The 13443-nt window shown below is 75.4% G+C and carries 15 protein-coding genes; 7 read left to right on the top strand and 8 right to left on the bottom strand.

What is annotated here, in order from left to right:
* Positions 1–122: 122 nt before the first annotated feature.
* The gene (locus tag AB0B41_RS40305; protein WP_358212301.1) at positions 123–1046 is read left to right on the top strand and encodes a ribonuclease Z; all 924 of its coding nucleotides are present in this window, start codon (positions 123–125) and stop codon (positions 1044–1046) included.
* 2 nt (positions 1047–1048) lie between these two features.
* Here the strand turns inward: AB0B41_RS40305 and AB0B41_RS40300 are convergent, their stop codons facing one another.
* Positions 1049–1504 (bottom strand): MarR family transcriptional regulator, encoded by a 456-nt coding sequence (locus AB0B41_RS40300; protein ID WP_358212300.1) that lies wholly within the window; start codon positions 1502–1504, stop codon positions 1049–1051.
* 106 nt (positions 1505–1610) lie between these two features.
* On the opposite strand from AB0B41_RS40300, the gene AB0B41_RS40295 reads away from it, so the two are divergent.
* The 4 genes from AB0B41_RS40295 (at position 1611) to AB0B41_RS40280 (ending at position 5492) form a co-directional block, all read left to right on the top strand.
* Positions 1611–2573 (top strand): alpha/beta hydrolase, encoded by a 963-nt coding sequence (locus tag AB0B41_RS40295; protein ID WP_358212299.1) that lies wholly within the window; start codon positions 1611–1613, stop codon positions 2571–2573.
* 63 nt (positions 2574–2636) lie between these two features.
* The gene (locus AB0B41_RS40290) at positions 2637–3590 is read left to right on the top strand and encodes a class I SAM-dependent methyltransferase (RefSeq protein WP_358212298.1); all 954 of its coding nucleotides are present in this window, start codon (positions 2637–2639) and stop codon (positions 3588–3590) included.
* 121 nt (positions 3591–3711) lie between these two features.
* On the top strand, positions 3712–4848 hold the full coding sequence (locus AB0B41_RS40285; protein WP_358212297.1) for a DUF5931 domain-containing protein: 1137 nt from the start codon (positions 3712–3714) through the stop codon (positions 4846–4848).
* On the top strand, positions 4845–5492 hold the full coding sequence (locus tag AB0B41_RS40280; RefSeq protein ID WP_358212296.1) for a response regulator transcription factor: 648 nt from the start codon (positions 4845–4847) through the stop codon (positions 5490–5492). Before AB0B41_RS40285 ends, AB0B41_RS40280 begins: the two co-directional genes overlap by 4 nt.
* Before the next feature lie 5 nt (positions 5493–5497).
* On the opposite strand, the gene AB0B41_RS40275 is transcribed toward AB0B41_RS40280, so the two are convergent.
* The 3 genes from AB0B41_RS40275 to AB0B41_RS40265 all read right to left on the bottom strand — a co-directional run bounded on the left by AB0B41_RS40275 (position 5498) and on the right by AB0B41_RS40265 (position 7317).
* Positions 5498–6103 (bottom strand): response regulator transcription factor, encoded by a 606-nt coding sequence (locus AB0B41_RS40275; RefSeq protein WP_358212295.1) that lies wholly within the window; start codon positions 6101–6103, stop codon positions 5498–5500.
* 71 nt (positions 6104–6174) lie between these two features.
* Positions 6175–7104, bottom strand: a complete 930-nt coding sequence (locus AB0B41_RS40270; RefSeq protein WP_358212294.1) for a nucleoside hydrolase — start codon at positions 7102–7104, stop codon at positions 6175–6177.
* A gap of 9 nt (positions 7105–7113) precedes the next feature.
* Positions 7114–7317: a hypothetical protein gene (locus tag AB0B41_RS40265; protein ID WP_358212293.1), complete on the bottom strand. Its 204-nt coding sequence runs from the start codon at positions 7315–7317 to the stop codon at positions 7114–7116.
* Positions 7318–7413: 96 nt separating this feature from the next.
* On the opposite strand from AB0B41_RS40265, the gene AB0B41_RS40260 reads away from it, so the two are divergent.
* Positions 7414–8160 (top strand): acyltransferase, encoded by a 747-nt coding sequence (locus AB0B41_RS40260; protein WP_358212292.1) that lies wholly within the window; start codon positions 7414–7416, stop codon positions 8158–8160.
* On the opposite strand, the gene AB0B41_RS40255 is transcribed toward AB0B41_RS40260, so the two are convergent.
* Complete coding sequence (locus AB0B41_RS40255; RefSeq protein ID WP_358212291.1) at positions 8147–9403, bottom strand: glycosyltransferase family 4 protein; 1257 nt, start codon at positions 9401–9403, stop codon at positions 8147–8149. The genes AB0B41_RS40260 and AB0B41_RS40255 overlap by 14 nt on opposite strands.
* Before the next feature lie 123 nt (positions 9404–9526).
* On the opposite strand from AB0B41_RS40255, the gene AB0B41_RS40250 reads away from it, so the two are divergent.
* Positions 9527–10282 carry a trypsin-like peptidase domain-containing protein gene (locus AB0B41_RS40250; protein WP_358212290.1) on the top strand — a complete coding sequence of 252 codons (756 nt, stop codon included), beginning with the start codon at positions 9527–9529 and terminating at the stop codon, positions 10280–10282.
* Between the two features lies 1 nt (position 10283).
* Here AB0B41_RS40250 and AB0B41_RS40245 read toward each other — a convergent pair whose 3' ends face one another.
* The 3 genes from AB0B41_RS40245 to AB0B41_RS40235 form a co-directional block, all read right to left on the bottom strand.
* A complete protein-coding gene (locus AB0B41_RS40245) occupies positions 10284–11756 on the bottom strand; it encodes a glycoside hydrolase family 57 protein (protein ID WP_358212289.1) in 1473 nt (490 codons plus the stop codon).
* The gene (locus AB0B41_RS40240; RefSeq protein WP_358212288.1) at positions 11753–12499 is read right to left on the bottom strand and encodes a methyltransferase domain-containing protein; all 747 of its coding nucleotides are present in this window, start codon (positions 12497–12499) and stop codon (positions 11753–11755) included. The genes AB0B41_RS40245 and AB0B41_RS40240 overlap by 4 nt, the downstream gene beginning before the upstream one ends.
* Positions 12500–12582: 83 nt before the next feature.
* Complete coding sequence (locus AB0B41_RS40235) at positions 12583–12897, bottom strand: hypothetical protein (protein WP_358212287.1); 315 nt, start codon at positions 12895–12897, stop codon at positions 12583–12585.
* Positions 12898–13443: the final 546 nt, after the last annotated feature.

Here is a 13443-nt window from a genome sequence, read left to right as displayed (position 1 = left end):
TTTTTTTTTTTTTTCATCTTCCTCCCCCGGGGGGGCCACGCCCTCCCCGCCGGCCCGGCCCCGGGTCGGCCGCCCCCCCCCCCATACCCCCCCCCCCCCCACCCACGACGATCGGAGCTCGGGTGAGCGCACGGGAGCTGGTGGTGCTGGGGACCGCGAGCCAGGCACCGACGCGGACCCGCAACCACAACGGCTACCTGCTCCGCTGGGATCAGGCGGGACTCCTCTTCGACCCGGGCGAGGGCACGCAGCGGCAGATGCTGTTCGCCGGCATCGCGGCGAGCGCGGTCACCCGGATCTGCCTGACCCACATGCACGGCGACCACTGCCTCGGCGTGCCCGGCGTGGTGCAGCGGCTCTCCCTCGACGAGGTCCCGCACCCCGTGCACGCGCACTTCCCGGCGTCGGGGCAGGAGTACTTCACCCGCCTCCGGTACGCCACGTCGTACCGGGAGCGCGGGGACCTGCGCGAACACCCGCACGACAGCGACGGCGTCGTCGCCCGGGACGAGGTCGGCACCCTCGAGGTCCGGCGGCTGGAACACCCCGTCGAGGCCTTCGGCTACCGGCTCGTGGAGCCCGACGGCCGCCGCATGCTCCCCGAGGCCCTGGCCCGCGCCGGCATCACCGGCCCGCGCGTCCGCGAGCTGCAGGCCCGCGGCGAGCTCGACGGCGTGCGGCTGGAGGAGGTCAGCGCGCCGCGGCCCGGCCAGGTGTTCGCGTTCGTCATGGACACCCGGATGTGCGACGGCGTGTACGCCCTGGCCGAGGGGGCGGACATGCTCGTCATCGAGGCGACCTTCCTCGACGAGGACCGCGACCTCGCCCACGCCTACGGCCACCTCACCGCACGCCAGGCCGCGGCCGTCGCGGCCGAGTGCGGCGTGCGCACCCTCGTGCTCACGCACTTCTCCCAGCGCTACACCGAGCCGGGGCGGTTCGCCGCCGAGGCGCGGGACGTGTTCGGCGGCGAGCTCGTCGTGGCCGAGGACCTGATGCGGGTCCCGGTCCCGCCGCGCATCGTCGTGGAGCAGCCGGCGCGCTAGGTCTAGGAACTCCGCGCCCCGGCGTACGCGTCCATGGACCGGACCAGCGCGTGCAGCTGGTCCCGCAGCGCGTTGCGCTCGCCCGCCTCGAGGCCGAACGCCTCGGCCATCCCGACGGGCACCCCGAGCGCCCGGGCTCGCAGCTCCCGGCCCCCGTCGGTGAGCACGGCCTCCACGCCGCGCTCGTCGTCCGTCCGCCGGCGCCGCGCGATCAGCCCCATCCCCTGGAGCCGCTTGAGCAGCGGCGTCACCGTGCCGTAGTCCAGGTGCAGGGCGGTGGCGACCTCCTTGACCGTGAGGCTCTCGTGCTTCCAGAGCAGGAGCATCACGAGGTACCGCGGGTAGGTCAGGCCCAGCTCGTCCAGCAACGGCCGGTAGGCCGCCGTGACCGCGCGGGACGCCGCGTAGATCGCGAAGCACAGCTGGTCCTCGAGCAGCATCGACTCGGTCCGTTCCACCTCGCCGACTGTATCACGCGTGCCACAGTAACTTGTGCACAAGTTAATTGCGGACTAGCTTTCTCGGCATCGGCCCGCGAGCGCCCCGAGCAGATCGGAGAGCACGATGAGCGAGAAGATCGACCGGCCGGTGCTGGAACCGGCGGCGCAGGCGTTCGTCGAGGCCACGGCGACGCCGCCGTTCCTCTACCAGCTCGACCCCGTCGAGGGCCGGAAGGTCGTCGACGACGTGCAGTCCGGAGAGATCGCGAAGCCCGCGATCGACGAGGAGCGGGTCGCCGTCGAGGGTGGACCGACCGGTCCGGTGAACGTGCGGATCGTGAAGCCGCAGGGCGTGACCGGGCCGCTTCCGGTGGTCCTCTACATGCACGGCGGCGGCTGGGTGTTCGGCAACGCCCACACCCACGACCGGCTGGTCCGCGAGCTCGCCGTGGGTGCGGACGTCGCGGTGGTCTTCGTCGAGTACACGCCGTCGCCCGAGGCCCGCTACCCCGTCGCGATCGAGCAGGGCTACCGCGCCGCACAGTGGATCGGCACGGACGGCGCCGCGCACGGGCTCGACGCGAGCCGGCTGGCAGTGGCGGGCGACTCCGTGGGCGGCAACATGACCGCCGCCCTCACCCTGATGGCCAAGGAGCGCGGCGACGTCACGTTCGCCACGCAGCTGCTCTTCTACCCCGTGACCGACGCGAACTTCGACACCGAGTCCTACCGGCGGTTCGAGACCGGCTACTTCCTGCACCGCGAGGGCATGAAGTGGTTCTGGGACCAGTACACGACGGACGAGGCCGAGCGCGCGCAGATCACCGCCTCACCGCTGCGGGCGACTCCTGCGCAGCTCGCCGGGCTCCCGCCCGCGCTGGTGATCACGGACGAGGCGGACGTCCTCCGCGACGAGGGCGAGGCCTACGTCGACAAGCTGCGCGCCGCGGGCGTCGCGGTCACCTCGACGCGCTACCTGGGCATGGTCCACGACTTCATGATGCTGAACACCCTGCGGGGCAGCGGCGCGGCGACCTCGGCGATCGCCCAGGCCGTCGCCACCCTGAAGGCCGCGCTGCACTCCTGAGCGGTCCGCGGGTCCGGACGCGCCCTCGAGTTCGCCTCCGGGCCCTCGCTAGGGTCCCCACCCATGAGTACGGACCAGGCTCCGAACCCGCACGCGACGGCCGAGCAGGTCGAGGCCGCCTGGCGCGATCCCAAGCTGGCGAACGTGCTCTACCACGACTGGGAAGCGGGCACGTACGACGAGAAGTGGTCGATCAGCTACGACGAGCGCTGCATCGACTACGCGGCCGGCCGCTTCCGCCTGGCCACCGGCTGGGACGGCCGCCCCTACGGGCACGCGCTGGAACTGGGCTGCGGGACCGGGTTCTTCCTGCTCAACCTGATGCAGGCCGGCGTCGCGGAGAAGGGCTCGGTCACCGACCTCTCGCCGGGCATGGTGCAGGCCGCGCTGCGCAACGCCGAGCACCTCGGCCTCCCGGTCGACGGCACGGTGGCCGACGCCGAGACCATCCCGTACCCGGACGACACGTTCGACCTGGTCGTCGGGCACGCGGTGCTGCACCACATCCCGGACGTCGAGCAGGCGTTGCGCGAGGTGCTGCGGGTGCTGAAGCCGGGCGGGCGGTTCGTGTTCGCCGGCGAGCCCACCACGATCGGCGACGCCTACGCCCGCACGCTCTCCCGCTGGACCTGGAAGGCCGCCACCACGGTCACCAGGCTGGGCCCGCTGCAGGAGTGGCGACGCCCGCAGGCCGAGCTCGACGAGTCCAGCCGGGCCGCCGCCCTCGAGGCGGTCGTCGACGTCCACACCTTCGACCCGGCCGAGCTGGAGCGCATGGCCGAGCGCGCGGGCGCCCGCGAGGTCGGCGCCGTCACCGAGGAGCTCACCGCCGCGATGCTCGGCTGGCCCGTGCGGACCTTCGAGGCCGCCGTGCCCGCGGGCAAGCTGGGCTGGAACTGGGCGATGTTCGCCTACCACTCCTGGCAGCGGCTCTCGAAGCTCGACGCCGTGCTCGGCAAGGTGGTCCCGCGGGCGTGGTTCTACAACGCCCTGATCTCCGGCACCAAGCCTCGGTAGGACCACGGAGCCCCGGTAGGACCACGGAGCCCCGGTAGGACTACGGATCCGGGGCGGCCCGCGGATCGGCAGGCTGGACCGTGTGTTCCGCCCCGCTCCCGTTCCCGCCACACTGATCGACGTGGAACGCCCGCTCGAGCCGCTGTGGCGCGGCGTCGTCGTCTACCGCGTGCTCACGCTGGTGACCGTGGTCGGGGTGTCCGCCTTCCACATGACCGACTACGCCTCGCCGCTGGGCGCGGGGCTGGTGCTCGCGGCGATGATGGTGTGGACGGCGGTCCTCGCCCGTGGCTGGCTCGTCGGCGCGGACGAGCGGCGCGGTCCGCTCGCGCTCGCCGACCTCGCCGTCAGCGCGGGGATCATGCTCACGACCCCGCTGATCGTCACCGACGCCCAGCTCGACGCCTCGGCCCCGGGCATGGGTTCGATCTGGACCTCCGGCGCGGTGCTCGCCTGCGCTGTCGCGTACCGGATCCCGGGCGGCGTGGCCGCCGCGGCGGTGATCTCCGCGGCGCTGGTGCTCGCCAAGTCCCGGGCCACCCTGACCGAGCTCAACGACATCCAGATCCTCGTGCTCGCCGGGCTCACCGTCGGGTACGCCTCGCTCGTGCTGCGCCGGGCCGCCGAACGGGTGCGCCGGGCCGTCGCCGAGGAGGCCGCCGCGGCGGAGCGGGAGCGGCTGGCCCGCGCGGTGCACGACGGCGTGCTGCAGGTCCTCGCGCACGTCGGGCGCCGCGGGGCGGAGCTCGGCGGTGCCGCGGCCGAGCTCGGCACCCTCGCGGGGGAGCAGGAGGTCGCCCTGCGGACGCTGCTGACCAGCGGCAACGCGCAGGTCGACGCCGAGGGGCGGCGTGACCTCGCGGCCACGCTGCGCGCGCTGGCGTCGGGCCGGGTGACCGTGTCGGCGCCCGCGCACCCGATCGAACTGCCGGCCGGCACGGTCGGGGAGCTCGACGCCGTGGTCCGCGCCGCGCTGGCCAACGTCGAGCGGCACGTCGGCGCCGACGCTCCGGCCTGGGTCCTCGTCGAGGAGCTCGACGGCGCGATCGAGATCAGCGTGCGCGACGACGGCCCCGGCATCCCCGCCGGCCGGCTCGCGGAGGCGGAGGAGCAGGGCCGGCTCGGGGTGGCGCGCTCGATGCGCGGCCGCGTCGAGGAGCTCGGCGGCACCCTCGGCCTCGACACCGGGCCCGGCCGCGGCACCGAGTGGACGATCCGGATCCCCGCCGGGGCGGGCCGGCGCAGGGAGAGCGTGTGAGCGTGACCGTCATGGTGGTCGACGACCACCCCATCTGGCGCGAGGGCGTGGCCCGCGACCTCGGCGAACGCGGCCTGGAGGTGGTGGCAACCGCGCCCGACGCCGGCGCCGCCGTCCGGATCGCCCCCGCCGTCCGGCCGCAGGTCGTGCTCATGGACCTCAACCTCGGCGAGACGTCCGGGGTCGACGCGATCGCCGGGATCGTCGAGAAGCTCCCGGACACCAAGGTGCTGGTGCTCTCGGCCAGCGGCGAGCACGCCGACGTGCTGGAGGCGCTCAAGGCCGGTGCCACCGGTTACCTGGTCAAGTCGGCGAGCGCCGAGGAGCTGGTCGACGCGGTGTGCCGCACCGCCGAGGGCGTCCCGGTCTTCACGCCCGGGCTCGCGGGGCTGGTGCTCGGCGAGTACCGCCGCCTCGCCCAGCGGCCGGCGGGGGAGCCCGCGGCGCCGGCGCTGACCGACCGCGAGACCGAGGTGCTGCGGCTGGTCGCGAAGGGCCTCACCGCGAAGCAGATCGGGGAGCGGCTGGTGGTCTCGCACCGGACCGTCGAGAGCCACGTGCAGAACACGCTGCGCAAGCTGCAGCTGCACAACCGCTCGCAGCTCGTCCGCTACGCCATCGAGCAGGGGCTCGCTGACGACTGAGCCGATCAGGCCAGCCCGTGCTCGATCGCGTACCGGACCAGCGCGGCCCGCCCCGGGACGTCGAACTTCCGCAGGGTCCGCTGGATGTGGTTCTCCACCGTCCGCGGCGAGAGCACGAGCCGGGTCGCGATCTGCCGCGCCGTGAGCCCCTCGACCACCAGCCGCAGCACCTCGGACTCCCGCTCGGTGAGCCGGGGTGTCGCCGCGCCCACCGCCGTGGCGGCCGCGTCGAGGGCCCGTTCGGCCAGCCCCTCGCCGAAGGCCGGTCCGCCGGCGGCCGCCGCTCGGAGGACCTCGGCCAGGGCCGGGTCGTCGCGCCGGACGTAACCGGTCGCCCCCGCCCGGACGACGTCGAGCACGAGCTCCGGCCCCGCACCCGTCCCGACGACGGGGAGCTCCGGCAGCTCCGCGGCGAGCGTCTCGACGGCGTGCAGGGCGGCGGGTCCGGCGTCGGCGTCGACCAGCACGACCTGCGGCCGGTGCGCCCGGGCCGCGGCGAGGGCGTCGGCGGGCGGGACGGCGGCGCGCACCGCGACCCCGGGGACGGGCAGCTCCCCGACGACGAGTACCGCCAGCTCCACCCCGGCCCCCTTCCCTGAGAAGAGGATCATGCCGAGCCGACTCCGGCCCAGGGAGTGCCGGAGGTCCGAAATCACCGTTTCGGAGCAGGACCGCCGGGTGGTCAGTCCTTCAGCCGCGCCGCGATGTCGGCGAGCACGGCCTCGACGTCCGCGTCGAGGGACACCGCGACCGGCGGCCCGGGCGCGTCCGGCCGGCCGTCGGGCACGACGAGCCCGCGCGCCGGCCCGAGATCGCACGCCACGAGCAGCGGCATCGGCGTGGTGTGCAGGATGCCGGGCCGGATCGCCTCCATCAGCGCCACGGCGTCGTGCAGGGCGACGACGTCGCGGCCGTAGTGCTCGCGGAAGGCGATCCGGTAGGCCGCGATCACGTCGGCGAGCACCGCCCCGGTGGGTCCGCCCGCAGCGAGCCCGGCGACCCAGTCGGCGCCGGCGGCGCAGCGCAGCGCGAGGTCCAGCGGCACCAGCGTGACGGGCACCTCGGGCTGGGTGAGGACGCGGTGGGCGGCCTCGGGGTCGGCGTAGACGTTGAACTCCGCGGCGCCCGCGGTGTTGCCGCCGCGCAACGAGCCGCCCATGATCACGAACCGGCCGATCCGGTCGGCCAGCTCGGGATGGGCGGCGAGCAGCACGGCGCAGTTGGTGAGCGGGCCGATCGCGGCGATCGTGACCGGCTCGGTGGCGGTGCGCAGCACGTCGGCCATCAGCTCGACGGCCGGGCGCGGGTCGAGCGGGATCCCGTCCGGCAGCGTCTCCGCGCGGCCGCCGAGGCCGTCCGCGCCGTGCCAGCGGGCGGCGCGCTCGAGCTGCGGGTGCACGAGCGGGCGGGCCGCGCCGCGGGCGACGGGGACGTCCGGCCGCCCGGCCAGCGCGACGAGCCGCTGCGCGTTGGGCAGGGTGTGCTCGAGGCCGACGTTGCCGAAGGTGGCCGTGACCGCGCGGACGTCGAGCTCCGGGCTGCGCAGCGCGAGGACGAGGGCCACGGCGTCGTCCACGCCCGGGTCGGTGTCGAGGATCAGCGGCGTCGGCACCCCACGACCCTATTCGCTGCGGGTCGGTTCGCTCTCGTCCTCGCGGTCGAGCTCACGGGCGGCGGCGTCGGTGGCACCGGAGTCGTTCCGGTCGCTCGTGGTGCGAGGGTTGCCCTCGTGGTCGTAGTCGCCGCGGGCGGTGCCCGCGCCGCCGCCGGTCAGCGCGGAGTCCGCGCCCTCGTCGCCGGGGGCGTCGCCGGTGCGCTCGGTCATGGGACCTCCGTCTGCTCGTGTCCGTGATCGGTGTCGGTGGGTCTGCTTCCCCGGACCGGTCGCCGGGCAAACGCGGGCGCCGGTTTAGGGTCGGCCATGACCTCGATGTGGGGCGCCCCGATCCGGGAGCGCTGGGCGCGTCGGCGCCGCGACCCGGAGCAGGTCCGCTTCCTCACCGTGGCCTCATTGCGCTGGGTGCTGCGGCACCGCGCCTGGACGCCCTGGTACCTGGTCCGCTACTGGCGGCTGCTGCGCTTCCGCGCGGCGAACCCGCACGTCGTGCTGCGCGGCATGGTGTTCCTCGGGCGCGACGTCGAGATCGTCGCCCGGCCCGGGTACGGGCGGCTGGAGATCGGCCGCTGGGTGCACATCGGCGACGGCAACTCGCTGCGCTGCCACGAGGGTTCGATGCGGATCGGGGACAAGGTGGTCCTCGGCCGCAACAACACGCTGAACTGCTACCTCGACGTCGAGATCGGGGCCGCGTCGATCGTGGCGGACTGGGTCTACGTGACCGACTTCGACCACCGCACCGAGGACGTCCACGTCCCGATCAAGGACCAGGGCATCGTCAAGGCGCCGGTCCGGATCGGGCCGGACACCTGGATCGGGGTGAAGGTCTCGGTGCTGCGCGGCTCGCGGATCGGCCGCGGCAGCGTGCTCGGCGCGCACGCGGTGGTGCGCGGGGACATCCCGGAGTACTCGATCGCGGTGGGCACCCCCGCGCGCGTCGTCCGGAACCGGGTGGAGGACTACGAGGCCGCGGCGGCCGAGCGGGCCGCGGTCGCGGACATGGCCCGCAAGCAGCGCGCGGCGGTGGAGCGGCGGCTCAACCGGGCGTGAGGACGTTGCCCGACGGGATCTTGGGCCGCGGGAGCTCCTGCGGACCGCCGTGGGGCGCCGCCGCATAGACCTCGGCCGTGCGGGCGGCGATGCCGCGCCACGAGAAGTCGGTGCGCAGCCGGGCCCGCGCCGCGCGGGCCCGCCGGAACGCGGCCCGGGGGTCGGCGAGCGCCCGGTCGACGGCGGCGGCGAGGGCCGGGACGTCGCCGGGCGGGAAGGACCAGCCCGTCTCGCCCTCCACGACGAGCTCGCCGAGCCCGCCCGCGGTCGAGGCCACCAGCGTGGCCCCTGCCGCCGCGGCCTCCAGCGCCACGATCCCGAACGGCTCGTACCGGCTGGGCAGCACCACGGCGTCGGCCGCGGCGAGCAGGGCGGCCAGGTCGCCGTCGGGCAGGTGCCCGGTGAAGGTCGCCGCGCGGCCCACCCGGTGCCGCCGCGCCTCGGACCGCAGGAGGTCCCGCTGGGTGCCGGTGCCCGCGACCAGCAGTCGGGCCCCGGGGTGCCGGCGGCGGATCCGCGGCAGCGCGGCGAGCAGATCCTGCACGCCCTTCTCGTACTCCAGGCGCCCGACGAACAGCAGCAGCGGCGCGTCGCCGGGGGCGTACCGGTCCCGCACGGCCGCCGCGCGCTCGCGGCCGACCCGCCAGCCCCGGGCGTCGATGCCGTTGTGGACCACGTGGATCGCGTCGGGGTCGAGGTCGAAGAGCTGGGCGGCCTCGGCCCGCATCGCCGCGGAGCAGGTGACGACGGCGTCCGCCCGGTTCGCGAGCGCCCACTCCACCGAGTGCACCTGCCGGTTGAGCGGGGCGGACAGCCAGCCCGCGTGCCGGCCCGCCTCGGTGGCGTGCACGGTGGCGACGAGGGGCGCGCCCAGGACGTCGGCCAGCGTGGTGGCGGGATGGGCGACGAGCCAGTCGTGCGCGTGCACGACGTCCGGCCGCCAGTCGCCGAGCCGGGTCAGCGCGGTGCGGACGAGCGTGTGGCCCATGGCGAGCGTCCAGGCCACCATGTCGCGCCCGAACTCCAGGTGCGCGGGGTCCTCGGCGGCGCGCAGCACGCGGATGCCACGGGTGCGCCGGTCGGTGGTGGGGTGGGTGCCCGCGTCCGTCCCCGCCGGCTGCCGGGTGAGGACGACGACCTCGTGCCCGGCCGCGGCGAGCTCGCGGGCCAGCGCGTGCACGTGCCGGCCCAGCCCGCCGACCACGACCGGCGGGTACTCCCACGACACCAGCAGCACGCGCATCGCGCCTGATCCTGGCAGGCCGTCGCCCGATGGTTACCGCCGGGTAGGGAACGCGTGACCCGCCGGTCGCCCGGTCGTCACGGCTACGGTGGCCCTCGCACGCCGGAGGGACCGGAGGGGTGGATGCGGGGACTCAGGGGAGCGCCGGCGGTGCTCCTCGTCGCCTGTGTCGCCGCCTGTGTCGCCGGTTGTGCCACCTCGCCCCCGGCGACCGCGCCTCCTGCCCGGCCCACCCCGACCGAGGCCGCCGCCGTCGGGGCGTTGTTCGACGGGCCCGCGACCGACCTCGGCGACCACTACTGCAGCGGCTCCGTGGTCGACAGCCCGGCCGGCGCCCTCGTGCTCACCGCGGCGCACTGCGTGGCCGCCGGCGACGGCACCCCCGCGCGCACCGGCATGTCGTTCGTCCCCGGCTACCACGACGGAGTCCGGCCCCACGGCGTGTGGACCGTGGCGAGCGCCGCGGTGGACCCGCAGTTCCTCGCCGACGGCGATCCCGACTTCGACGTCGCCTTCCTGACCGTGCAGCCCGCCGAGGGGGCCGGTCCGGTCCAGGACGTCACCGGCGGATTCCCGATCGCCTTCGACCCCGGCGCGGGCGACGACGTCCGGGCGATCGGCTACCCGGACGAGGACGCCGGCCCGATCGTCCGCTCCGGCGTCACGCAGCGGTTCTCGCCGACCCAGCTCGTGCTGCCCGCACCGGGGCTGGAGGACGGGACCAGCGGCGGGCCCTGGTTGCGCGCGAGCCCGGACGGGCCCGAGATCGTCGGCCTGACCGGCGGGTACGAGCAGGGCGGCTACTCCTTCGACACCTCGTACTCGACCTACCTGGCAGGGTCCTTCGCGGCGCTGCGGGACCAGGCGGCGCAGGGCTGACTCAGACCCGCAGCCGGCGGGCGTCGACGTGCCCGAACGGCGCCCGCTCCCAGCCCGCGAGGAGGGCGGCGGCGTCCTCGCGCCGGCCCTCGTCGAGCAGGCGGGCGAGGGCGAACACCCGGTCCGCGTGCCGGTGGGCGCGCTCGCGGGCGTAGTCGACCGTCGACCCGGTGGTGACCATGAACGCCCAGTCGCTGGAGAGGGCGAGCAGGGCCTGGTCGGCGAGCGCGTCGAGCAGCGGGTCGCGGGCGAAGGACCGCCCCTTGCCGACGGCGGTGAGGAGCGCCTCCTGCACCCGGCTGTTCAGCTCGACGAGGTCCGTGACCGCCTCGCCCGCCCACACCCGCCAGTCCTTGCCCGAGCCCCACGACGACGGCGGCAGGTCCAGCGGCTCCCCGACCAGGCCCGGGTCGGCCAGCGCGCCGCGCAGCGTCGTCACCCGCACCCCGGCCTCGGGCAGCGCCCGCAGCACCGCCTCCAGCCAGGCCGGGCCCTCGTGCCACCAGTGCCCGAACAGCTCGGTGTCGAACGCCGCCACGGTCAGCGCCGGCCGGCCGTGCCTCTCCCGCAGCGCGTCGAGCCGGGCACCGACGGTCGCGACGAAGTCCGCCGCGTCCCGCTCCACCTGCGCCGCAGCGCGGGCGGGGGAGTACGGCGCCTTCTCGTGCGGCGGCACGTCGGGGCCGGTGACCCGGGCGGGCTTGAGGCCCGACGCGTGGTCGTAGGTGTGGAAGTCGCGGTGGTCGCGGTGCCCCGGGTAGCCCTTGCGCGGTGACCAGACGCGGTAGGTGACCTCGAGGTCGCGGCCGACGCAGAGGACGTCGGACGCCCCGACCGGGTGGGCGAAGGCCGTCTCGCCGTGCAGCGCGGGTCCGTCGACGAGGACGTGGGTCACCCCCGCGGCGCCGTACTCCTGCTCCATCCCCGGTGCGAAGCCGCACTCCGGGGCCCAGATCCCGGCGGGCGGGGCGCCGGTCCGCCACCGGGCGTCGGACAGGCCCGCCTCGAGGGCGAACTCGCGGACGCGGGGATCGAGCAGCGGGCCGAACGGGTGCGTGGCGGGCCCCCCCAGGAGCTCGACGGCGCCCTCGAGGGACCGGAACACGGGCGAGCCACCGTGCCGCCAGTGCGTCTCGAACTCCGCGAGGGCCGCCGCCGCCCGGCGGTGCTCGTAGGCGGCCAGCTCCGGGAGCCGGGGCGCGGCCTCGTGCGCCCGCAGCTGCCAGGTGGCCAGCCAGGTGTGCACGCCCCGCAGGCAGTGCGGGTCGTCGAGCTGGGCGGCGAGGACGGGCGTGACGCCGAGGGTCAGCAGGTCGCGACGGCCCTCCGCGGCGAGCCGGCGCAGCACGTCGGTCAGCGGGAGGTAGGCCTGCGCCCACGCCTGGTACAGCCACTCCTCGCCGACCGGCCACCGGCCGTGGTGCGCGAGCCAGGGCAGGTGGCTGTGCAGGACCAGGCAGAAGGTGCCCCTCACGGGCGGCTCGCCGTCACCAGCAGGTCGAGGCTCGCGTCGAGGTCGTCCGGGGTGAGGAGGAAGTCGTCCACGGTCACGGACCCGACGTCGGCGAGCAGGTCCGCCGGCCAGGTCCCGCCGGCGACCGCGACGGCCACCTGGGCGTCGACCAGCGAGCCGCCGTGGCGGGCGTCGAGCTCCCGCAGCCGCGGGCCGTGGTGCAGGCCGAGCAGCTCGACGTCCGTGAACCCGGCCTCTGTCACCAGCTCGGCCAGCTCCCCGGGGGCCAGCTCGCGGGTGTGGAAGGGATTGAGCGGGGTGTCGCGGCCGGGGGAGAAGGTGAGCCGGTTCGGCGTGGACACCATGAGCCGCCCGCCGGGCCGCAGCACGCGGAGGCACTCGCGCAGGAACAGCCCCTGGTCCCACAGGTGCTCGATGACCTGCAGCGACACCACGGCGTCGAGCCGCGCGTCGGGCACGGGCAGGGCGACGAGATTGGCCCGCGCGATCCCGACGCGGGGGTAGCGCCGGGTGACGTGCGTGGCCGTCACCGCGTCGTAGTCGAGCCCGAGGACCCGCTCGGCGACGCCCGCGAGCAGGTCCGCGCCGTAGCCCTCGCCGCAGCCCGCCTCCAGCACCGCCGCGCCCCCGCACTGCGGGAGCAGCGCCGCGTAGACGACCTCGTGCCGGCGGAACCAGTAGTTCTCCTCCGGGATGCCGGGCACGGTCCGCTCGCCGGTCAGCGGGAGGGACGAGGTGCTCACGGGGCCTCCGGTCGGTCGGGGCGGACGGTCCCGACGACGAAACCATGCGGGCGCCGGTGCTCCGCCGCCGGGCCCGGCACGAGTCAGGCCGTGCGGGGGTCGGGACCGGGGGCGTTCGACACGGTGACCACGCCGCCGACCGACTCGTTCAGCCAGGCCAGGAGCGTGTGGTCGTCGAGCGTGAGGGGAACCTCGGGGCCGCCCCAGCCGAGCCGGGTGACGGGGCGGTGGGCGAGGGCGTCGTCGAGGAGGAGGGCGAGGCCGTCGGTCAGCAGGACGGTGACGCCCTCGTGCGTGATCTCGCGGGTGCCCTCCTCGGGGGCGCCGGCGGCCAGGTCGGAGCCGGTCCGCACGACGTACCCCTGACCCGTGCGGTCGTCGAAGCCCGTCACCAGCACGCGCGCACCCCCGTCCGCCGGCGCGGCGCCGGCCGGCACGGGGATCCTAGGGCGGGTGGGCCGGCGCGGAGGTGGACATGCCCCGTCCCCCGACGCGGGGAATGTCACTCCGCGGGCGCCGAACCCCTGCTGGTGAGGGGCTGGTGAGCAGGCTCACCCCGGGTGCCGTTTGCTGTTCGGATACCGCACGGTAACAATCGGGCCCAGGTCAGACGGCATGCCGCGGCCCCTGAGGGCCCCGATCCACGGGGTTCCGCGGGCGGCGCGGAGCCGGCGGACCGGTGGTCCGGGCGGTGTCGTGCCGGCCGCGGACGGAGCCGGCGAACCCGGCGTCACCCGCCCGCGTCGCGACGGCGCACGCAGCCGGGATCGGCGCTAGGTTCGCACGCAGGTTTTGGCAGGCGAGAAGCCGTGGCACCCCCTCGCAGGAGCGGGGGCGGCCGCCGCGCAACCGGCAGGAGGTCGAAGAGGTCCGATGAACATCGTCGTGCTGGTCAAGCAGGTGCCGGACACCTACTCCGAGCGGAAACTGTCCTCGGGCGACCA

The sequence above is a fragment of the Pseudonocardia sp. NPDC049154 genome, assembly GCF_040648315.1.
Lineage (GTDB): Bacteria > Actinomycetota > Actinomycetes > Mycobacteriales > Pseudonocardiaceae > Pseudonocardia.
This window is presented reverse-complemented; position numbering and strand designations above follow the sequence as displayed.